The organism is Paenibacillus medicaginis, assembly GCF_042138635.1.
GTDB lineage: Bacteria > Bacillota > Bacilli > Paenibacillales > Paenibacillaceae > Paenibacillus > Paenibacillus medicaginis.
Genome location: NZ_JBHIRY010000001.1, coordinates 1 through 21240 on the forward strand (window position 1 = coordinate 1; position 21240 = coordinate 21240).

Here is a 21240-nt window from a genome sequence, read left to right on the forward strand (position 1 = left end):
TCGACTACGGCACTTTAAAGGGTAAAGTTACCGGGTGGATTTGAACCACCTAGATGGTGCGACTGTGAGGCGCACAAAAAATCCAATCCCCGAAAATGGAATTGGATCTTGTCGCATTTGAAAATGATCTGTTTGTCAAACAACCCTGCACAGAGACCGAATGCCTTGCAGTTCTTTCAGTAATTCAGAAGCAACAAGCGTAGAAGTACGATGGTTCGCTTCCTCTGTCAGCCCGGCTACATGCGGCGTAATTATACAGTTTTCCAGAGAAAGCAGCGGATGATCGGGGGCCGGAGGCTCAACGGACAACACATCAAGCATGGCCCCGGCAATCCTCTTGTGCAGCAACGCTTCATACAGCGCCTGTTCATCAACGACACCGCCCCGTGATGTATTGATCATATACGCGTGCGGCTGCATCTGCTCGATCGCCGCTTGATGGATAAGCCCTTTCGTTTCCGGCAGAAGCGGAATATGCAGGCTTATAAAATCAGAGCTTTGCAGCACCTCCTCCATAGCAGCCAGCCGAATCCCGGATTCAGCAGCCGCAAAATCGTATGCGGACAACTTTGGATCGCTGCCCACCACCTTCATACCGAGCGCGTTGGCCCGTACTGCTGTGCGATGGCCGATCTCGCCAATTCCGATGAGACCGAGTGTTTTGCCTGCGACCTCATGACCACCAAAGCGCTTGCGGTCCCAGTTTCCTGCTTTTACATCGTCAGATGCCGCCAGCAGCGGGCGCGTGAACGTAAAGATGGCGGCAATCACATATTCAGCTACAGATGATGCGTTGGCGTTCTTCGCACGGAGGACTGCGATTCCCCGCCGTTTTGCCTCGTCCAAGTCAATATTGTCCAAGCCCACTCCCAGTCTGCCAATGACAGCCCTTTTCTCCATGCCAGCTAACAGGGAAGCATCCACCTGCGTCTGATTACGCACGATTAGAGCCTGCGCCGAGGCTGCAGCTTCTTCCAGCCGCTCACGGTCAGCCCAGAGTCCCGGATCGTACTGCACTTCATGCCCGCTGTCCTGCAGGATACGCAAACCCGAGTCCGTTATATGTTCCGCAATGACGATCTTCATACTTGCCCCCTATTTCCGCAGCCCCAGCTTAGCCGCCAGCTCGGTGTAATAATCCGTTTCTTTCTGCAAAAATTGCTCATATTCCTGCTGATTTAAATAAGAGGGCTGCAGCTTCAAAGTCTTCAGCTTCGCGATAAAATCGGGGTCCTCAGCCAGCTCGGCCAGTGCTTCATTCCACTTTTTCACAACCTCATCCGGCGTCCCTTGTGCCATACTCACACCGGTCCACCAAAATGCGGACAGATTTTCAATTCCTTGTTCCCTGGCTGTCGGCACATTCGGGAAATAGGGGCTTCTTTCCTCACCCGAAACGGCGAGTATTTTCAGCTTTCCGGCCTCGGCCATGGCAGACACTTCACTTACCGGATGCACAGCCAGCACCGCATTGCCTCCTGCCACGAGCGGGATCGACTCTGCTGTCCCTTTTGTAACGATCATGCGGGTTTTAGAGATGTCCACACCGATTTCATTCAGCCACTCCGCAACAGCAAAGGAAGAGAAACCCGCGACGCCGGAGGTCGTCCAGGTCAGCTGCTCCGGATTGGCCTTCACCCACTCGGAAAATTCCTGAAAACTCTGCCACTGCGCATCCCCCTTCACCGTAAACGCCGGAACATCCTGCACGATCCGGGATACAAAAATCTGATCCTCCGCCTTGACAGGCGGGTTCGTATACCCGGCCGCCATCATGGAGGCAAGCGAAACCACATTGGCCATCACCGTATAACCGTCCGGCTGAGCTTGCTTCAGCGCATACTGCGCTCCCGTCGCACCTCCGCCTCCCGGCTTGTTGACCACATTAACCGGCTGTCCCCATTTCTCGCTCAGTTTTTCCGCCACTGCTCTCGCCACCAGATCCACGCCCCCGCCTGCCGCGTAAGGAACCACATATTCAATCGCTCTTTGTGGATAACCAGCCGAACTGCCTTCCGCGCTTTGCGCGCCTTCTGCGTTGCGCTCCGGCTGCTGCCCTGCTCCACAGCCCGCCAGCAGCAGTGATACTGCTGCCAAGCCTGTTAACAATATGCCGATTTTTTTCGTCACCGATGTTGTTTTCTTCATCATGTCTGTTCTCCCTCACAAGTTAATCTTATCGTCCATAACCAATATTTCAAAAATCCAGCGCTTCCGCCCCTTCTTCCTGCACTCTCCTTCTCGTCCGTCCCACCAGCCAGATGGATACCAGGAACAGGACAGCTGTTATGATAAGGAAGGTAAGCGCGAGCGGACGAGTTACGAAAATGGAAAAGCTGCCACCTGACATGGATAACGCCTGTGTGAACGACTGTTCCATCAGCGGTCCCAGAATAAAGCACAGAATGAGCGGCATCACTGGCCAGTCAAACTTGTGCATAAAGTAGCCGAGCACCCCAAAAACAACCGCAACTCCGACGTCAAAAAGACTATTGCGCACCGTATAAGCTCCGATGATGCTGAGCATCAGAATGATGGGGGCCATGATGCCAAAAGGAACACGCGTCAACCGTGCCCACAACCCCACCAGCGGCAGATTAAGGAGCAGAAGCACGATGTTGCCGATCACCATGCTGGCGATGACGGTCCAGATGAATCCGCCTTTTTGCTCAAACAGGAGCGGTCCGGGAGCCACCCCGTAGATCATCAATCCGGCCAGCAGCACGGCAAGCGGCGGAGATGAAGGAATGCCCAGCGCAAAAAGCGGAATAAAGCCGGCAGAGCTGGTTGCATTGTTGGCCGCCTCCGGTGCCGCCACGCCTTCAATCGCCCCGCGCCCAAACAGGTGGCGTCTCTTCGAAAACCGCTTCACCACATCATAGGACAGAAATGAAGTGATGGCCGCCGATATGCCCGGCAGCAGCCCCAGGACAAAGCCGATCACGCTGCCCGCCGCAATCGCGCCCGAGCTCTGGCGCAGATCGCTGCGTGAAGGATAGACACTGCCGATCCGGTCGGAGGAGACGGCTGTTTTCTTTTCCTCCATGCTTCGTAACACCTCCGTGATCGCAAACAGCCCAATAATGATGCTGATCATCTCGAAGCCGCCGGACAGGCTGCCGAGTCCGAAGGTGAAGCGAAACATGCCGGTGGAGCTGCCCAGGCCAACCATCGAGAGGAGAAAGCCGAACAAACCCATAATGAGCGATTTCAGCAATGAACCGCCCGTCAAGCCGGATGTCACCGCCAGCGCCAGCAGCATGACGCTGAACAGCTCCGGTGGTCCGAGCTTAATGGCCTGCTCTGCCAGGACCGGCGCAAAGAATACCAATCCTAATACGCCAATAATGCCTGCAATAAAGGAAGAAATCGCTGCAATGCCAAGCGCAGGCCCACCTCTGCCCTGGACCGCCAGCGGATAACCGTCAAGACAGGTCGGCACGGAGGATGCTTCACCGGGAATGTTCAGCAGTATGGCCGTCGTTGAGCCTCCATACATCGCGCCATAATAAATACCGGCAAGCATGATGATCGCCTGGGCAGGCTCAAGCACTGCGGTGAGCGGCAGCAGAATCGCTATGGCGGAGGTAGGGCCGAGCCCAGGCAATACACCCACAAAAGTCCCGATCAGCGCACCAATGGCTGCCATGAGCAGATTCATGGGCGTAAGCGCGTCCGCAAATCCATAAAGCAGAGCTGCAGCGGACTCAATCATAACCATACCCCCATCCATCTGCCGACTGGCAAAGGTGTCATGAGCCAGGTGATAAAGATAAAGTAAAGCGCGCCGGTCAGAAGAACAGCTATCAGTGCAGCCGACCACCACCGCATGGCGCCGATCCAGCGAAACAGCACCAATGAGCATACCAGAGTTGCAGCCGTGTAGCCGACGAATGTCATCAGAAAAAGGTATGCAAATAGCAAAGCAGGTACAGCCGCCAGCATAACAGCCGTTCTCCCTGTGGGAAACGGCTTGACTATTGCATGTGCAGCACTGCCTTTCACCGTTAACGCAATACCAGACAAAACAAGTCCGGCTCCGATCAAAAAGGGAAATACGTGATCCCCAATCCATAGCCCTGCTTTGTATTGAAGCAGCTTTACCGCTTCTGCCAGAGCTGCTGCACCGAGCAATACCGCTAAAGCTCCGGCTGTCCGGTCCGCTTTTTTACTCATCATGCTGTCTCATCCCTCTCCCCCTTGAATCTTGGAACAAAAAAAGAGACACGGGAAAAGCGAGCACATGTGGCCCTTCTCTTCCAATGTCTCCGGTTTGTCCGGTCGAACTTGAATTCCGATATTTTTCATGCGATTAATATGTTTATCATATTAACCATGAGACACAACCAAGTCAACCGTGGATTTTTGCAAATACATAAAGATTCAGAAAACAAGGCTATTTACTGCCGCCGCCGCGCTCCTGAAGATTTGGCAGCGGTTTTTTATCACACAAATAGTTCATATCGTAAATTATAAATCCAATGAATTCTCTTTCTTTGGTTTCATTCTCCTCTCCCAAGCAGTATACTAATTTGTAAATTATGGATTTGACAAACACATACATCTAACTTCGATAAAGGAGAATGCAGCTTCCATGCCACCCATCAAAACAAATCGTAAAGCTTTACGCAGGTATCTTCTTCATACCCAACATCTGCTGCCGAACCCATTCTCTTTGCCCGTTCCGAAAACACCTTCCTCACAAACCGTGCTGGACATGCTTCGTTCACTGGCAGCCTTACAATTGGACCCGGTATCTGCCGTAGCCCCCAATCAGCACCTCGTACTGGCAGCCCGTCTTCCGGGGTATCGGCCGGAAATGCTCGAAGAGCTGCTGGCGGAGCATAAAGTATTCGAGTATGTGTCTAACGCGGCCTGTGTAATGCCGATGGAGGATTATCCCCTTTATGAGCCTGTCCGTGAACGGAAACGCACAGCTCTTCAAGACAGATTGACAGAAATGGAAGCGGTCGTACAAGCCGTGCTTGCCCGATTGCAAGCTGAGGGGCCCCTGCCCTCCCGTGCTTTTCAATCAGCAGCCAAGGTGACGGGGTATTGGGAAAATCCGAACAACATTCCGAAGACCAAGGATACGTCCCATGCCCTGACCCTGCTGGTGGATGCAGGCATTGTGCGTGTCGTCGGGAGAAAAGGTACGGAACGTTTCTTTGCATTGACTGATATGACCGTGCCTGATGAGCTGTTGCAGCAAGCGGCTACGGCTGATCCGGCAGCCATCCGCAGCGAACTGCTGAACAAGTACATCCAGGCTTACCGAGTGTTCGACGTGCAAGATCCGCGCCTTGGCTGGGTTAAATCCACCGTGTCCGAGCGAAAAAGCTGGATCGAATCACGACTTCAAACCGGACAACTTGCGGCTCTGGAGATTGAGGGCGTAACGAGGCCGTATTACATGCCAGCCGCCGATGTGCAGATGCTGCAGGAGCTTTCCGGCCAATACGCTGCCGATGAAAACGGCGGTTGTCCAGTGATCTTTTTGCCGCCTCTGGACAACCTGTTATGGCGCAGGGAACGCCTGGCTGACCTGTTCAACTTTCACTATAGATGGGAAATTTATACCCCGGCCGTGAAACGGCGCTATGGCTACTACGCGATGCCAATTCTGTATGGGGATGAGCTGATCGGCAGAATCGACCCCCGGCTTGACCGCAAAACCGGCATATTAACCGTTCCCCTTTTGCAGTTGAACGAGCATATTCAGATCACGGACGAGCTGATTGAAGCATTGCGCAGCGGATTGGTGCGTTTTGCGACTTCTTTTCAGGCAGACCATATCATTGTGGAAAAAACAGAACCGGCCCGCTTGAAAGAAACCCTGTCCATATAACGTGTTTCATGCTTGTTGTAAAGGGGATATGGAAAGTACAATCATACTGAAGATACACGCAGAGCAGGATATATAGAAGATACTGTTCAGAACAGGAGGACATCATGTACAGCTACGAATGGGAGCAGCTTCAAACCAAGCTGCCGCAATGGGTGGAGGAAAGCCGCAAACAGCATGTTCACGGCCAGGTCGCCGCTTATATTCCCGAGCTGTCCAAGGCCCCGAAGGAGGCGCTTGGCATTACAATTATGGATGGCAGAGGACATACCATCACTTCCGGTGACTGTGGCTGTATTTTTACGCTACAGAGCATTTCCAAAGTATTTACCCTCATCCTGGCCTTGATGGATAACGGTGAGCGCCTCGTGTTCTCCAAAGTCGGCATGGAACCGACAGGAGACCGTTTTAACTCCATGCTGAAGCTGGAGCTGGTGGAGCCCGGCATTCCGTTTAACCCGTTCATCAACGCAGGGGCTATCGCCGTTTCTTCCCTGATTGCAGGCAACAGCATTGAGGAAAGATATGCGCGGATTTTGCAATTTTTCAGATTGCTCGCTCATAATGACCGGATGGACTTCGACCAGGGCGTATACGAATCGGAATCGGCCACAGGTCACCTGAACCGCTCGCTCGCTTATTTTCTGATGGAAAAAGGGATTTTAAGAGGCAAGGTCGAGGATGTGCTGGAGGTGTACTTCCGCCATTGCGCGGTCAACGCCACCTGCGCCGATCTTGCCCGCATGGGCCTTGTTCTCGCCTATAACGGTTATGATCCCATCCGGAATGAGCAACTGATCCCGCGCCGTTATGTGCAGATTGCCAAGACGTTCATGACCACCTGCGGAATGTACGATGCATCAGGCCATTTTGCCATTCAGGTAGGACTGCCTGCCAAAAGCGGCGTGTCGGGCGGCATCCTGACGATGGTTCCCGGACGTTACGGCATCGGCGTTGTCGGCCCAGCTCTGAACCGGATGGGCAATAGCACGACAGGTGTGCACCTGCTGGAGACACTGTCGGGGGAGCTGGACTGGAGCATGTTCTAGCAGTTCCAGCAAAAAAGTATCCCTTCGACCCTATCAATCCGGTTGAGGGATACTTTTTGTTTACATGGATTTAGCTGTTGGATTTAACCTCCAGCTTCATCCCGATATTAAATGGATCTTTTATAAACAGGGCGCCATCACGTTGTGTAATGGAATAACCGCTCTCCGTTAAACGGGTGACGACTGCATCCAGCTCCTTTTGATCAGGCAGCCGCAATGTAAAATAGTCAATTCCCGCAGCATTTTCGGGCACTGGCGGTACGCCAACTCCCGCCCACGTGTTCAATCCGATATGGTGGTGATAGCCGCCAGCCGAGATGAACAAAGCCATGGAGCCGTAGAAGGCTGTAATATCGAAACCCAACAAGTTGACATAAAATTGCTCCGCATCCTTCAAATCCGATACGTGAAAATGAACGTGCCCAATAACCGTGCCCGCAGGCAGACCTGTCCACTGCAAATGCTCGGAGGCCGCCAGCAGCCCCTCTACATCCACAGGATCGGTGCCCATCACATAATGCCCTCTGCTGTCGCGCTCCCAGGTTTCACGGGGCCGGTCAGCATAGATTTCTATTCCGTTATTATCCGGATCGCTCAGGTACAAAGCTTCGCTGACAATATGGTCCCCCTGCCCCACCGGCACATTATGGCGGATCAGGTTGCGGACGGCCAGACCGAGCGATGCACGATCAGGGACGAGGATAGCAAAATGGTACAAGCCAGCTCCGGAACGCTCCGGCAGAACAAGCGCGTCCTCGATTTCCCGGAGAATCAGCAGCGGTGTAACCCCATCGGCCGTCATTTCAGCCAGGCGTCCCTCCTGTTTCAGCACTTTGAGCCCGATCACCTCGGTGTAAAACGTAATGGAACGCTCCAGATTTTTTATTTTCAGACTGACCAGCCCAATATCCGTTGCCGGATGAATTTGTGATTTCATTGTTCTCCCTGCTTTCATATGGTTTACATAATTTTATTTACGTAAATTCAAAAACACTTTAATTTTTCACAAAGACACTTAAAGTATCTCTGTGCTATAAAATTACAACCTTACTATTAGAAAGTCAATTGTTTTTTGTTACACCGTTAGGATGAACAGCGAGAAACGGTTTGCCCGTCTCATCAACCGTCGCGAGCAGCTTGACTTCGCGACGCTTTCCCGTGGTTGGAACGACTCGTTGCTTCCTGCGAAGAAATCAGATTTTCCGAATCGCTTGATCACCCCGAATCATGGATTTATTCTCGAACAGTAGTGATATGGATAGACACAAAGAAAGGACAGACGCGCCGCCTGTACGCGACACTAGCTATTGCCCTATTACGGGTGCTAAACCAGCAGCAACGACCGCCAAAACATCTCGCGCCATGTCTTCAGCCGATCTATATTGCGGATGTCTACTCCACTCGACGGCCGATCCAAATATGCCCCAGCTTGCTATCAGGGCGGCAGTCTCCACCGTCTCTCGTGAAACGGAGGGTTCCGATTGTTCACTTAACCAGGTAAATAGCAGGTCATATAGTTCCTTTTGCATCGCGGCCTCAAATAAGGGTTCATACTGACGATCAGCCAGGGTCAAATACGGACGAGTACAGAAAAGAAAATCGAAAACAATTAAAATAAGCGTTCGCAGGCTCCCTGTATCGGATAAAGCCACATTAGGCAGCTCATCCTTTAGCTTCTTTTGAAATTTATCTCTCATCCAGCTCTCAAGAAATGCGAATTTATCTTCAAAATGCGCATAGAACGTGGAGCGGTTTATGGTCGCGTAGGCCGTAATATCTTGTACGGTAATGGAAGAGATATTATTCTTCCTCTGCTCAAGCAATTCCATAAAAGCTTGCATCAACAGTTGGCGTGTCCGTTTCACACGTGGATCGTTTGTATTGGTGGACATGTTACGCTTCTCCCTCTCCCTCAGGTTATATTGGTTAGCGTGCGCTTTAGGAAAGCTAAAGAACAACAAATAAGCACGTGTGTTGTATAAGCCACGAATGCGCTTGTTTAATGGTTGTATAGCCCAGACTGCTTAGATAAGATTAGCACAGACAGTGTAGATTATACTACACTGTCGGGTCAATCGTTGGTCCAAATTGATCGTTAGCTTAGCGAAATCATATACCTGATAAACCAAGGGAGGAAGATTTAAAATGGAAAACAATCCAGTAAGTAAATACGCAGGCAAGAAAGTAGTGATCACGGGGGAAGCAGCGGGCTCGGCCTCACGACAGCGAAGCTTCTGGCGGATGAAGGAGCACACGTTCTGATCACCGGCCGTACCCAGGCCAAGCTTGATTCAGCTCGTGAAAAACTTGGCAACAACGCAGTCGCATTCCTTGCATTCGACGCGACATACACAACCGGAGCCGAGTTCCCCCTGGACGGAGGCGGCTCTCAGATCTAAGATCGTGTCTTGGATCGAAGCCACATAATCAGGTAACACTGAGCTCAAGCAATTGAATTGTCCAGTAAACCGTGATTCACGGTTTACTGGACAAACATCGGAATTCTTGTACAGCTAGTTTTTGGATTGAACAGAGGAAGGACGAAACCACATGACAACACTATGGACAGAAAACCACATGCCAGATCAGACTGGACGAGTGGCCATTGTAACCGGAGCAAACAGCGGGATTGGTTGGGAAGCGGCGCGGGCGTTAGCCAGCAAAGGGGCGACGGTCATTATGGCCTGCCGCAGTATCGCCAAAGCCAAGCCTGCCGCTGACCAGATTAAAGCACCTAAGCTGCCGGGTAAGGTCGTAGTAATGGCGCTCGATCTGGGCGATCTGGCATCCATCCGCGCTTTTGCGACGGCCTTTCGTCAGGGCTACCAGCGGCTTGATCTTCTGATCAACAATGCTGGCGTGGCACATCCGCCTTACAGGAAGACGACGCAGGGTTTCGAGCAGCAATTTGGAATCAATCATCTGGGGCACTTTGCGCTGACCGGTTTACTGCTGGATCGACTCAACGCGACGCCGGGCGCACGCATTGTGACCGTAAGCAGTATTTCACATCGGTCGGGAATCATCCACTTTGATGACTTGAACTTGGAACGGAATTACAAGCCAGCGCGCGGCTATGCTCAGAGCAAGCTGGCCAATCTGCTGTTCACCTATGAGCTGCAGCGTCGACTTGCTACCACAGGCCAATCAACGCTGGCAGTAGCTGTGCATCCGGGCTGGTCAGCGACCAATGCGCTGCGGCATTCCAGCTTCATGCGACGCCTGAATCCGATTTTCGCGCAGCCCCCGAAAATGGGCGTATTGCCGACCCTTTATGCGGCAACTGCGCCAGGTGTCCGGGGTGGAGATTTCTTTGGGCCAAGCAATCTCGAATTACGCGGCTACCCCAAGAAGGTCGATTCGAGCGCGCACTCGCATGATGAAGCAGTCGCGCGGCGGTTGTGGACGGTTTCCGAGGAGATGACACAAGTGAAGTATGCGCTCGCGCCCGGTATTTGATGAAGATTTACCCGTGAAGAAGAAGGCTCTCTGATTCCGATCATAGGGCCAAGTCACACTTATGATGAGCGTTTGACTGGACATCGCATCAGCCAAGTTGAGTTTTAGTACGGATAAGGTTAGACAGGTCCTCGCCTTTGAACAAAATCTATGAATTTGCTTCATTTATAAATCTATTGAAACATCTTTTGGATTTAGAGACTTGCTCTTCCGCTTTGAGCTATGATTCCAGGCTTGATGCTGCCCGTCTGCTGCACAGCTCTGCCGCCTTCTGCACAGAACGGACGATGCCGCCGTAGCCTGTGCAGCGGCAGAGATTGCCGCACAGCGCTGTCTCGATCTCCTCCTGTGAAGGCGCAGGATTGTGGTCCAGTAGCGCTTTGGTTGAAATGATCATGCCCGGAGTGCAGTAACCGCATTGAAATCCGCCCTCTTCCACAAACGCCTTCTGAATCGGATGAAGATTGCCCAGCCTGTCATCTTGATCCCGCAGTTGCTCATCCTCTGGCCCCAAACCTTCAATGGTCGTAATCTGACAGCCCTCGCATTGGTAGGCCATCAGCAGACAGGCGTTGGCTGGCTGCCCGTCAAGCAGCACCATGCAGGCTCCGCAGCGCCCCACTTCACAGGAAATTTTCGTGCCCGTCATGTTCAAGTCCATCCGCAAAATATCCAGCAACCTTCTTGCCGGAGGAACCTGCAGCTCGGTGGGCGCTCCGTTAATCACGGCATGCCACTTATAAGTTTGCTCGTTCATCAGCGCTCCGCTCCTTCCTTGGCGGCCAGCTCAACGGGACGAAGCAGCAGCTCCCGGTTCACCGGCAGTCTGTTGACCCACACGCCTGTTGCCTGCTGAATAGCGGCTGCGATGGCCGGGGCCAGAGCAACGGAACCCACCTCACCGACACCCCGTGGCCCGTATGGATCCCCTTCAGGCAAATCCTGAATCGCTTCAACCTCCAGTGACGTATGGATATCGCTGATCGTCGGAATAAGGTACGTATCCAGATTCGGTGTCAGGTAACGGCCGCCAGCCATAACCGCATCTTCAGTCAGCGTGAAGCCGAGCGCCATAACGCTGCCCCCTTCAATTTGCCCAAGGTAACCCATCGGATTGATGACTGGGCCCGCTGCCACCACATGCTTCGTATCGAGCAGCTTCACCTCTCCGCTCAGCGTGTTCACTTCCACCTCGGTGATTACGGCTGCATAAGTATACAAATAATGACCGCCGACGACATCATCCGGCGTAGTCGGATAATCAAATTGGGTATCAAATATAAGCTCTTCATCGGCAGCAGCTGCAATTTGGGCATAGGTGACAAGCGGATTACCGCCGGGTTCCTTGTTGAAGCTGCCATCCGCTCCATGTTCCGCAGGCATTTCCCACACTCCCCCCGGCCCGGTAACCAGATGTTCCTCCGGAACGCCGCTGAGTGCGGAGGCGATGGTCTTGATTTTGCTTATAAAAGGAGCTTTCAGTCTTTGCAGCGCCATCCATGCCATCGTCGTGGACCTTGATGCCGTGCTGGATCCGCTGTGCGGCACCTTGTCCGTATCCCCGATGACAATGCTGAGATCCGCTGATGTACAAGCAAAAATATCCATGAGCATGATTTCAAGGGTTGCAACAAGCCCTTGCCCGAATTCCTCGTAGCTGAAGGCTGCTGCAATTTTGCCCACCGCTGTCAGCGACAGCCTGCCTCCGGCCGGATCGGGTATACCGTAGCCGAGCCCCGCACCGTGCATAGCGATCGCTGCTCCAACTCCTTTTTTGATCCAGGGCGGATGATCCTGCAGCTCCGGGCTGTGCTTGCGCTGCCAAAGCTCCAATTTCTCGACTGCTTCCCATACCTGTGCCAATCCTTCGGTCTGCAGGATGCGCTGTCCGAGCGGACCGGGGTCCGAGCTTGCGCGTAGATTGATGCGGCGGAATTTCCATGGATCCATGCCTAGCTTCGCAGCCAGCCGGTCCATCTGCCCTTCCATCGCGAAAATCGCCTGATTGCCGCCGAAGCCCCTGAATTCCCCGGATACCCCGTTGTTCGTATAGACGGATACCCCTTCAACATCTACATGCGGGATATTATAGGGGCCCATGCTGTGCTCTGTCGCAAAATTCAGCACCGGCGCCCCCAGGGTGGCATAGGCTCCGGTATCCGCCGTAATCCTGACCTGGTGCGCAATCAGCCTGCCGTCAGCGTCGGTTCCCGTCCGCATCTCGATTTTCATGGGATGGCGTTTTAACCCAGCTCGAACGGATTCCTTGCGCGAGTTGTGCATTTTGACCGGACGTTTGCAACGGAGCGCCAGCAATGAGCCGTAAGGCTGCACATTCAGCTCATCCTTGCCGCCGAACGAGCCGCCGATGGGGCTGGAGACAACACGGATCGACTCCTCTGGCATGTCAAGAATCCGGGACAGCTGCATTCTGTCTTTATAGCCGTGCTGTGTGGCGGCATATACAGTCAGGCGGCCATCCGCTTCCGGTACGAACAGGCCACCCTCGGTTTCCATATACGTGTGCATCTGGCGCGGAGTCCAATAAGTCTCCTCAACGATGTAAGCGCAGGAATGGAACGCTTCTTCCACTGAGCCTCTTTTCACTTCCGTCTGATGCAGAATGTTGCCTTGTGGGTGCAGATGGATCGCATCCGGCGCAAGGGCCGCCTCAGGGGAATCCATCACTGGCAGCTCTTCGTATTCCACGGCGATCAGCTCCAGCGCGGCTGCGGCGATTTGCGGGCTTTCGGCAGCAACGGCGGCTATGGCATCTCCAGTGTAACGCACCACAGTATCACAAAATACCGGCTGATCCGGCGTGGCGATGCCAAACAGATTTAACCCTGGCACATCACGGTGGGTCAGGACGGCATGTACTCCTTCAAGTCGTTCCGCCATGGATGTGTCCAGCGAAAGAATGCGCGCATGCGGATACATGCTGCGCAGCACGCGTCCGTATAACATGCCGGGAAGAGACAGGTCTGTTAAATACTGTAGCTTTCCCGCCACCTTATCCGGACCGTCCGGGCGTTGATACCAGCGCTTACCGCTGTTTTCACGATTCAGCAGCATGTGTTCACTTCCTTTCCCTAATCATGACTTGCAAGCTTATACAGCGCTGCGGCCAGCAGATTGCCTGCTGTCATGGCACGGTATTCCGCCGTAGCAAATGCGTCTGTGAAGGTTACAAATTCATCTTTTACCGTCCTGGCGAGAAGCGAAAGATCCGTGAGCCCCTTGTGCAGCAAAACCTCGGAACGGGCAAGTCTCATGGCGATACCTGATCCTCCACCTGCCGCCACATGTACATTGCTCCAGCCTCCGATACTGTCAGGCCTGCCCATAAACGCCACGGTCACCAACGAAGGGGTGAACGCTTCACGTCTGCCGATTTTACGAAAAAACACGACTTCATCACCGGATGGTAAGGGGATAAGCACCCGCTGAAGAATGAACCCCTGACATTGTGTGCCCTGACGGACCATTTGCAGCCAATCTTCGGTGGCGATCCGGACAGTTCCGTCTTCGGTATGCCACTCAAGCTGTGCCCGCAAGACGAGCAGGACAGGAATGGAATCTCCGACACCTGACGCAATATTACCCCCGAGGGTGGCGGTCGTCCGAATCGAAGGAGCACCGATCTGCCGTGCCGCTTCCGCCAGCAGCGGGGCGTTTGCAGCCACAAGCGGGCTGCGGCAGCATTCGGCCAGACTTGTCATCGCCCCAATGGACAGCATGCCGTCCTCCAGGCTTATTCCATACATGGCACGAATGCCATGCAGCGATACGATTTGCTGTGGCAAAGGAGCAGTTTCTCCCTCCCATTGGGTGCGCAAAAGGGTTCCGCCCGCAACGTAGCAGGAGGTTCCTTCTGCGGAGCTTTTCCAATGCAGCGCTTCCCCGACAGCTGCAGGAAGCCGAACAGCGGGCAGCGCACGATTTGCAAAACTTCCATTGCTCATGTTCCTTCAGCCTCCTTCGTTCTAATGAAATTGAAATCCTCAGGCGTATCTGCGTCGAGAAAAATAACTGGATGCATCGAAATCCTGATTCCCTGCGCGGAGGAGCCGTTAATCAAAGCCCCTGCCCCCTGGTCGCCTTCGAGAGACTGCAGCCTGCCGAACAAGCTGCTGGCCAGCAGCACAGGCGGTTTCGCCTTTCCTTGGTCGGAGGCTGCGACATAATCCACCTGCCGATTCGATGCAAAACGCTCCAGCAGTGTGTTGATATGCTCGCTCCTTACGAAAGGCTGGTCGGCGAGCAGGATCATCGCAGCGTCATATTGGAGAGCTTCCGCGGTTTGGAGGCCGCATCTAAGCGAATGAGCGAGCCCTTTGTCCGCATCGGGACAAGCGATATAGCGGCTTCGCTCCGGCGCAGTCTGGACGCCATGTGCCGTTTGCAGCTGTGCCGTTTGCAGCCATATTGGCGGCCGTTCCGTTCGCCCGATGACCAGAATGGTATCGAGTTGGGAAGCAGCCGCTGCTTGCACGACGCGGGCAGCCAGACTGCCTCCGTCCGCCAGTGGCAGGGCAAGCTTGTCACGTCCCATGCGCGTGCTGCTTCCGGCTGCGAGCACTATTCCGGCTGACTTCATAACGCGCTGCTCCTTTCGGCTGCACAAGCTGCTTTTCCCGCCGTACGGCGATCAGCTCGGCCGCAATACTGACGGCGATCTCCTCCGGTCCGTCCGCGCCAATGGCGAGCCCGACTGGTGAGTGCAGAGCCATTGGCAGGGCCAGTTCCTGGGTCAGCCGTGCCGTGCGGTCCCTGGAGCCCATAATGCCGAGATAGGCGCACTCGGCATTATGCAGCAGGGCGAGAAATTCCTTCTCCCGCTGGAATTGGTGGCTCATCAACAGCACATAATCGCTGCTGATAATGTCCAGCAGGGCGAAGAGTTCAGCCGGAAATCCGTAAACCAGCTCCGCTCCCGGAAACCGGTCCGCTGTCAGCATCGCCTTCCGCCAGTCCGCAACCGTAACCCGAAATCCGATGCTCGCAGCGAGACGGCATACTGGCATCGCGTCTTCTCCGGCGCCAAACAGGATGAGGCGCGGCTTCCCTTCGTAAGCCCGTGAATATACCTTCGGCCAAGGGGAGGCCTCCTGCAGTTCTGCCGTTCCGTCCAGCTCATATTCCGCCGTTCCGGAGTCCCAGTCATAACGGCGTGTCAGCATGATACGCTCTCCTGCAAGGAAGCGGAGATGCATCTCATGCATCACCTGTTCAAGCTCTCCGGTTACAGGCTCCAGCACAATATGCAGCAAGCCTCCGCAGCCGATATTTTCACCCCAGGAAAAGTCATCCTCCGGCCGCATGTCATAAGGGACCCGTTCGATTTTTCCGGAGCGAAGCACCATTTCCCCCCATGCCAAGAGGTCACTCTCCAGACATCCCGGGCTGATGCTGCCCCAGATGGAGCCCTGCTCGCCCAGCAGCATCAAAGCTCCCTCTTTGCGGTAAGCATGCCCGTCAACGTATACGACGGTAGCCAGCACCTTGCGTTCCTCACTGTTCGCTGCCGCTGCACATAAGTCTGCCATTTCCATCGCATACTCCTCCTCTGCCAGTTCGGGCTTGCTCTCAGCTACATGGTTTTCACCAAACGCGCGATTGATTTATCCGCTTCCTTCAATACAATGGAACGGTCCATCGTCATGACTTTGCGGTTCTCAAAAACGATATTCCCGTCGACCATGACCGTATCTACATTGCTTCTGGTCGCGGAATACACAACACGGGAATAAATATCCACGTCATAAGATGGGTACGTATGGTAGTCCTCCAGATCGAGCAGCACCATGTCGGCCTTCTTGCCAACCTCCAGGCTCCCGATCTCGCGGCTCATGCCCAGCACCTCCGCCCCTCCCATGGTCGCCATACGCAGCACGGTGCGTGCATCCATTGCCGTTGGTCCTTGCGGCACCTTATGAATGAGCGCCGTCAGCCGCATTTCCTGAAACATGTCGAGATTATTATTGCAGGGAGCCCCGTCAGCGCCGATGCCAACATGAATCTGCCGATTTAACAGATCCGGAATCTCGGCAATGCCTGACGCCAGCTTCAAATTTGAGCCCGGACAATGGGTGACCTTGACGCCCCGTTTGCGAATGATCTCCTTCTCTTCCTCACTAAGCCAGATGCAATGGGCCAAAATGAGTCTGGAATGCGCCAGCCCGATATGATCGAGGTACACGATATTGCGCATCCCCCGCTCCGCTTCCACCAGCGCGATTTCGCCGCGATTTTCCGAGGCGTGTGTATGCACTCTGACATGGTACTTGGCCGACAGGTCCCGCACCTGCTTCAGCAGTGACTCTGTACAGGACACGACAAAGCGCGGGCTGAACGCATACTGGATTCTGCCGCCGCCGAAGCCGTTCCATTTCTCCAGCAGATCGACACTCTCACGGATGGAATCCTCCGTCTTTTCGCGCAGTGGTACAGGGACCTCATCCCCGTGATCCATCATCACCTTGCCTGAAATGGCGCGAATCCCGCTCTGGGCAATCGCCTGAAAGGCTGATTCCGTGTGATGCACCGTCTCCATATCAAGCACGGTTGTCGTTCCGCTGGCGAGCAGTTCCCCGATGCCCAGCAAAGCGGAATAGTAGACCGATTCCTCGTCGTGGGCCGCCTCGAGCGGCCAGATTCTTTTGCGCAGCCAATCCATCAGCTCCATATCATCGGCACGCCCGCGAAACAGGGTTTGGCAGAGGTGAATATGCGTCTGCACAAAGCCGGGCAGCAAAACCTTTCCTTTCGCGTCGATGATACGGTCAGCATCCTGCTGAAGCTCCGTCCCGATCTCCGTAATCAAGCCGTTTTCAACATACAGGTCCCCGACAAAAACATCTTCATCCGCGTTCATGGAAACGATTTGTGCGCCTTTAATCAAAATACTTGCCATGCTGTTGTCCCCCTTATGAATAACCAGCGGCGTCCGTCATTGTCCGGTGTACACATCCAGTGCCGCCTGCACCGCCTCACCAGCCGGAAGCCGGAAGCCACAGCGCAGCAGAACAGCCTCCAGCGCGCCGAGCACTTGCAGCACATTCGTTTGACGGCAGCTGAAGCCCATCGTGCCAATCCGCCAGATCCGTCCCTTGAGCGGCCCGAACGAGCTGGCAATCTCGATGCCGAATTGATGCAGCAGCATGGAACGCACCTGCTCACCGTCAATGCCTTCGGGAATGAGCGGGCACGTTACGACCGGCAGCTTACTAGCCTGATCCCCATACAGCTGCAGCCCCATCGTCTGCAGACCGGCTGTCAGCGCCAGCTCATTGATGCGATGCCTTGTAAAACGCTCCTCCAGCCCCTCAGCCAGCACAATGCGAAGCCCTTCATGAAGCGCGTACAGCATGCTGGTCGCCTCGGTATGATGATTCAGGCGCATCGGACCCCAATAATCCTGCAGCTGGCTGAGATCAAAATAGTTGCTGCGGATCGAATCGGACACCGGACGTACAGCAGCTTCGCCAGCCACCGGATCAGCCAGCCCGCGTTCAATCCGTTTACGGCTCAGCAGCTGCTGCTCTACACGACTGTTATAAGTAATTGGCGCCATCCCGGAAGGGACGGAGAGACATTTCTGTGTGCCTCCGATCACCGCGTCCAGCATCCATTGGTCCGTTTCTACCGGTGTACCGCCGATCGTAGCCACAGCATCAACGACGAGCAGAATGTCCAGTTCCCTGCAAGCTTTGCCGATCTCATTCAGGGGCTGCATCTGTCCCGTGGACGTTTCCCCGTGCACGATAGCGACAAGCTGCGGCTTATGCCGGTGGATGGCCTGAATGACGATTTCCGGATCAAATACCGTTCCCCACTCCGTCTCCATGACGCTGACTTCGGCCCCGCAGCGCTCCGCAATTTCCGCCAGCAGATGACCGAAGCGCCCGAAGATCGGCACCAGCACCCTGTCCCCTGGCCGGATCAGGCTGACTAACACGGCTTCAAGCCCTGATCTGGAGGTGCCGTCCACGGGAAAACACCACTCATTGCCGGTGCGGAACACTTCCCTCAGCATGGACATCGTTTCGTTCATCAAGCCTGTGAACTCGGGATCGAATTGACCCAGCACCGGAAAGGACATCGCTCTCAGCACGCGCGGGTCCGCCTCCACGGGGCCGGGCGTCATTATCGTTCGCAATGAAGGGGACAGTTCTCTGTAAGTACTCATAAATCTACACTCCCGTAGCCGAATTGATATAGGATATCTGAAAGGATTTTAAAACCGTTCTTTAAAGCTTCAGGCTCTGTATATTCTGCAGGGTTGTGGCTGATTCCGTGACGGCTCGGGACAAAAATCATGCCTGTCGGACAAATGGCGCTCAGCATCTGCGCATCATGGCCTGCCCCGCTTGGCATCACGTTGCTGGCCAGCCCGCGCTCCCCACAAATGTGCTCCAGTTCCCGCACAATCCGGTCATGCATCGGCACCGCTGCCGCTCGCAGTCTTTCCACAGCGGTAAACCGCACTCCCTCGGTATCCGCGATCTGTGCGAAGCACTGTAAAAGCTCATCCGCGAACTTTTGCAGCACAGCATCATGCGGATGGCGGATATCCAATGTAAAAGTAACGCCCCCCGCAACAACATTAGATACTCCCGGAGAAGCATGCAGCGAGCCAACCGTCGCCACGAGTGGATCTCCTTCCCGCAGCGCCGCTTCCCTCGTCAAGGCGATCATCTGCCCGGCGGCAGCCAGCGTATCCTTCCGCCACCGCATCGGGGTGGTGCCCGCATGATTCGCTTCACCCTGCAATTGAATCTCATAGCGGTGCTGGCCCACAATGGCGGATACAATCCCTGCCTGCAAGCCTGTTCTTTCCAGCACAAAACCCTGTTCAATGTGAAGCTCCACATAAGCGTGCGGCTCCAGCGAAGGGGCTCTGTACAAGCAGTCCGGACCGAATCCGCATCGTTTTGCTGCCTCCAGCAGCGTGACGCCATCCTTGTCGGCATGGTGTCCGTCAGACTCCCAACTGCGCAAGCCAGCGATGCTGCCCGAGCCCCAATAGGTTACGGGGAAGCGGCTTCCCTCTTCCTCGCAGAGGGACAGGGCGAGCAATGTCCGCTTTGGCGGACCATACGCCGTATGCAAATACGATAAAGTCAAAGCCGCCGCCACCACCCCGAGGGCTCCGTCGAACCTTCCGCCGTTGACGACGGTATCGATATGCGAGCCTGCGGCGACCGGCGGAAGCGAAGGATCGGTTCCCTGCAGTCTGCCTGCAAGATTGCCGGTCTGGTCAAAGTCTGCCTCAAGCCCTTCCTGCTCCATCCATTGCCTTAGCGCCTGCTGAGCCTCCAGCCACGCATCGCTGTACAGCAGGCGGGTAACTCCTCCTTCCGGATCTTTTCCGAACTGCGAAAGCCAATCCAGCATTTCCGGCAATCGATCACAGTACTGCTCCAGCAATTGCGCAGCCTCTTCAGCAGGCCTCACCATGTCATGCATATGCCGTTCCCCGCTCGTAAACACCGCTTTGCTTACCAGGAATGAAGATCCCCTTGCACCCTTGAGCTTGAGCCACACCTGTGCCGTGTTCATATACTTGATGCCCTCTGCAGAAGGTTGCAGCTATCGAATGAGAAAATGCATACCCGATATAAGGACTCTGCTTGTGGCGATACAGCAGGTTCTCAGGCTGCAATACAAACCCGCTGCTGAAATCAATCAATGCAAAATCCGCATCCTTACCAACCTCAATCGAGCCCTTGCGGTAAGCAAGCCCCGTTCTGCGAGCTGGTGTGGCAGCAGTAGCTTCAGCAATACACTGCAAATCAACTCCACGCTTGATATATCCTTCCTCGATCATCATGTTCAGCGTGCTTTGTGCGCCCGAAATTCCGCCCCATATCTCGAAATTATTGTCCGACAGCTTCATTTCAGGCGGACATGGCGAATGATCTGAGGCAATGATATCAATGGAGCCCCTGCGAAAAGCTTCCCACATCAGCTCTCTGTTGTCGCGGTCCCGCAGTGGAGGAGCACATTTGGCCACCGCACCGATACGCACCGCATCCTCATCGGTAAGGCTTAGATAGTGGGGGCAGGTTTCCGCCGTGACATCCAAGCCTTCCGCCTTGGCGGCATCGATAAGCTCAAGCGCCTGCACACTGCTGATATGCACAAAATGCAGGGCACAGCCTGTTTGCCTTGCATACAGCAAAGCCCGGTTTACCGCTTCCACTTCAGCAATCACCGGCCTCGAAGCAAGATATGCCCGCATATCTATACTGTCCTGGGAGCGCAGACGTGCAGCCATCTCCTGCGTAATGGCGTCACTCTCTGCATGAAGCGCCAGCAGCCCGCCCAGTCCGGCGATTTCACGCATGCCTTCCAGCAGGGTCAGATCGTCAGCTCTTGTAAAAATGTCTTCCCCCTCGCCGCCCGGCTCGGACATGAAAGCCTTGAAGCCAACCGCTCCTCTTGCGGCCAGCCCGGCCAGCTCATCCTTGTTGCCGGGAACAAGCCCTCCCCACAAGGCATAATCAACATAAGAGGAGCTCTCCGCATGCTGCAGCTTGAGATCGAAAGCTTTGGCGCTGACGGTCGGCGGAACCCCGTTCAGCGGCATATCCACGTAGGTCGTGACCCCTCCGGCGGCGAGTGAGGCAGAGCCGGTGGCAAAACCCTCCCAGGAGCCCAAGCCCGGTTCATTAAAATGTACATGAATGTCGATCGCCCCTGGCATCACGGTTAACCCGGCCGCTTCATACACCTGCCCCGCATCCGTGTCAGGAATGGTGCCGATGGCTGTGATTACTCCGTCTTTTACGGCGATATCCGTCTCCTTGCAGCCGTCAGGCAGGACGACGGTACCTCCCTTGAGAATGAGATCATATTTCGGAGACATCCGTTCTCCCCCTT

19 protein-coding genes are annotated in these 21240 nt (G+C 54.6%); 4 read left to right on the forward strand and 15 right to left on the reverse strand.

Annotation, left to right across the window (positions count from 1 at the left end):
• Window positions 1-135: 135 nt before the first annotated feature.
• The 4 genes from ACE5LO_RS00005 to ACE5LO_RS00020 are packed head-to-tail and all read right to left on the reverse strand — an operon-like array spanning window position 136 to window position 4179.
• Window positions 136-1086: a hydroxyacid dehydrogenase gene (locus tag ACE5LO_RS00005; RefSeq protein WP_375518028.1), complete on the reverse strand. Its 951-nt coding sequence runs from the start codon at window positions 1084-1086 to the stop codon at window positions 136-138.
• Between the two features lie 9 nt (window positions 1087-1095).
• Window positions 1096-2151 carry a tripartite tricarboxylate transporter substrate binding protein gene (locus ACE5LO_RS00010; RefSeq protein WP_375518029.1) on the reverse strand — a complete coding sequence of 352 codons (1056 nt, stop codon included), beginning with the start codon at window positions 2149-2151 and terminating at the stop codon, window positions 1096-1098.
• A gap of 46 nt (window positions 2152-2197) precedes the next feature.
• Entirely contained in the window at window positions 2198-3721 is a 1524-nt protein-coding gene (locus ACE5LO_RS00015; protein ID WP_375518030.1) for a tripartite tricarboxylate transporter permease, read from the reverse strand.
• On the reverse strand, window positions 3712-4179 hold the full coding sequence (locus ACE5LO_RS00020) for a tripartite tricarboxylate transporter TctB family protein (protein WP_375518031.1): 468 nt from the start codon (window positions 4177-4179) through the stop codon (window positions 3712-3714). The genes ACE5LO_RS00015 and ACE5LO_RS00020 overlap by 10 nt, the downstream gene beginning before the upstream one ends.
• A 415-nt stretch (window positions 4180-4594) precedes the next feature.
• On the opposite strand from ACE5LO_RS00020, the gene ACE5LO_RS00025 reads away from it, so the two are divergent.
• The gene (locus tag ACE5LO_RS00025; RefSeq protein WP_375518032.1) at window positions 4595-5848 is read left to right on the forward strand and encodes a winged helix-turn-helix domain-containing protein; all 1254 of its coding nucleotides are present in this window, start codon (window positions 4595-4597) and stop codon (window positions 5846-5848) included.
• A 104-nt stretch (window positions 5849-5952) separates the two neighbouring features.
• The gene (glsA, locus tag ACE5LO_RS00030; protein ID WP_375518033.1) at window positions 5953-6894 is read left to right on the forward strand and encodes a glutaminase A; all 942 of its coding nucleotides are present in this window, start codon (window positions 5953-5955) and stop codon (window positions 6892-6894) included.
• 70 nt (window positions 6895-6964) lie between these two features.
• On the opposite strand, the gene ACE5LO_RS00035 is transcribed toward glsA, so the two are convergent.
• Together ACE5LO_RS00035 and ACE5LO_RS00040 are read right to left on the reverse strand one after the other, a co-directional pair.
• Window positions 6965-7831 (reverse strand): VOC family protein, encoded by an 867-nt coding sequence (locus ACE5LO_RS00035; protein WP_375518034.1) that lies wholly within the window; start codon window positions 7829-7831, stop codon window positions 6965-6967.
• 367 nt (window positions 7832-8198) lie between these two features.
• Window positions 8199-8786, reverse strand: a complete 588-nt coding sequence (locus ACE5LO_RS00040; protein WP_375518035.1) for a TetR/AcrR family transcriptional regulator — start codon at window positions 8784-8786, stop codon at window positions 8199-8201.
• A 342-nt stretch (window positions 8787-9128) separates the two neighbouring features.
• Here ACE5LO_RS00040 and ACE5LO_RS00045 point away from each other — a divergent pair, with 342 nt between their 5' ends.
• Window positions 9129-9293, forward strand: a complete 165-nt coding sequence (locus ACE5LO_RS00045; RefSeq protein ID WP_375518504.1) for a hypothetical protein — start codon at window positions 9129-9131, stop codon at window positions 9291-9293.
• A gap of 151 nt (window positions 9294-9444) precedes the next feature.
• Window positions 9445-10353, forward strand: a complete 909-nt coding sequence (locus tag ACE5LO_RS00050) for an oxidoreductase (protein ID WP_375518036.1) — start codon at window positions 9445-9447, stop codon at window positions 10351-10353.
• A gap of 220 nt (window positions 10354-10573) precedes the next feature.
• Here ACE5LO_RS00050 and ACE5LO_RS00055 read toward each other — a convergent pair whose 3' ends face one another.
• Genes ACE5LO_RS00055 through ACE5LO_RS00095 form a run of 9 tightly spaced genes read right to left on the reverse strand, consistent with a single transcriptional unit; the run spans window position 10574 to window position 21226 of the window.
• Window positions 10574-11110 carry a (2Fe-2S)-binding protein gene (locus ACE5LO_RS00055; RefSeq protein ID WP_375518037.1) on the reverse strand — a complete coding sequence of 179 codons (537 nt, stop codon included), beginning with the start codon at window positions 11108-11110 and terminating at the stop codon, window positions 10574-10576.
• Entirely contained in the window at window positions 11110-13428 is a 2319-nt protein-coding gene (gene pucD / locus ACE5LO_RS00060; protein ID WP_375518038.1) for a xanthine dehydrogenase subunit D, read from the reverse strand. The genes ACE5LO_RS00055 and pucD overlap by 1 nt, the downstream gene beginning before the upstream one ends.
• Before the next feature lie 17 nt (window positions 13429-13445).
• Window positions 13446-14318 carry an FAD binding domain-containing protein gene (locus ACE5LO_RS00065; protein ID WP_375518039.1) on the reverse strand — a complete coding sequence of 291 codons (873 nt, stop codon included), beginning with the start codon at window positions 14316-14318 and terminating at the stop codon, window positions 13446-13448.
• Window positions 14315-14953, reverse strand: coding sequence for a nucleotidyltransferase family protein (locus tag ACE5LO_RS00070; protein ID WP_375518040.1), 639 nt, complete (start codon window positions 14951-14953; stop codon window positions 14315-14317). Before ACE5LO_RS00070 ends, ACE5LO_RS00065 begins: the two co-directional genes overlap by 4 nt.
• A complete protein-coding gene (locus ACE5LO_RS00075; protein WP_375518041.1) occupies window positions 14898-15908 on the reverse strand; it encodes an XdhC family protein in 1011 nt (336 codons plus the stop codon). The genes ACE5LO_RS00070 and ACE5LO_RS00075 overlap by 56 nt, the downstream gene beginning before the upstream one ends.
• Window positions 15909-15946: 38 nt before the next feature.
• A complete protein-coding gene (locus tag ACE5LO_RS00080) occupies window positions 15947-17269 on the reverse strand; it encodes a 5'-deoxyadenosine deaminase (RefSeq protein ID WP_375518042.1) in 1323 nt (440 codons plus the stop codon).
• Between the two features lie 36 nt (window positions 17270-17305).
• The gene (gene pucG / locus ACE5LO_RS00085; RefSeq protein WP_375518043.1) at window positions 17306-18544 is read right to left on the reverse strand and encodes a (S)-ureidoglycine--glyoxylate transaminase; all 1239 of its coding nucleotides are present in this window, start codon (window positions 18542-18544) and stop codon (window positions 17306-17308) included.
• Window positions 18541-19824 carry a M20 family metallo-hydrolase gene (locus ACE5LO_RS00090; protein ID WP_375518044.1) on the reverse strand — a complete coding sequence of 428 codons (1284 nt, stop codon included), beginning with the start codon at window positions 19822-19824 and terminating at the stop codon, window positions 18541-18543. Before ACE5LO_RS00090 ends, pucG begins: the two co-directional genes overlap by 4 nt.
• Window positions 19817-21226 carry an allantoinase gene (locus tag ACE5LO_RS00095; RefSeq protein ID WP_375518045.1) on the reverse strand — a complete coding sequence of 470 codons (1410 nt, stop codon included), beginning with the start codon at window positions 21224-21226 and terminating at the stop codon, window positions 19817-19819. The genes ACE5LO_RS00090 and ACE5LO_RS00095 overlap by 8 nt, the downstream gene beginning before the upstream one ends.
• Window positions 21227-21240: the final 14 nt, after the last annotated feature.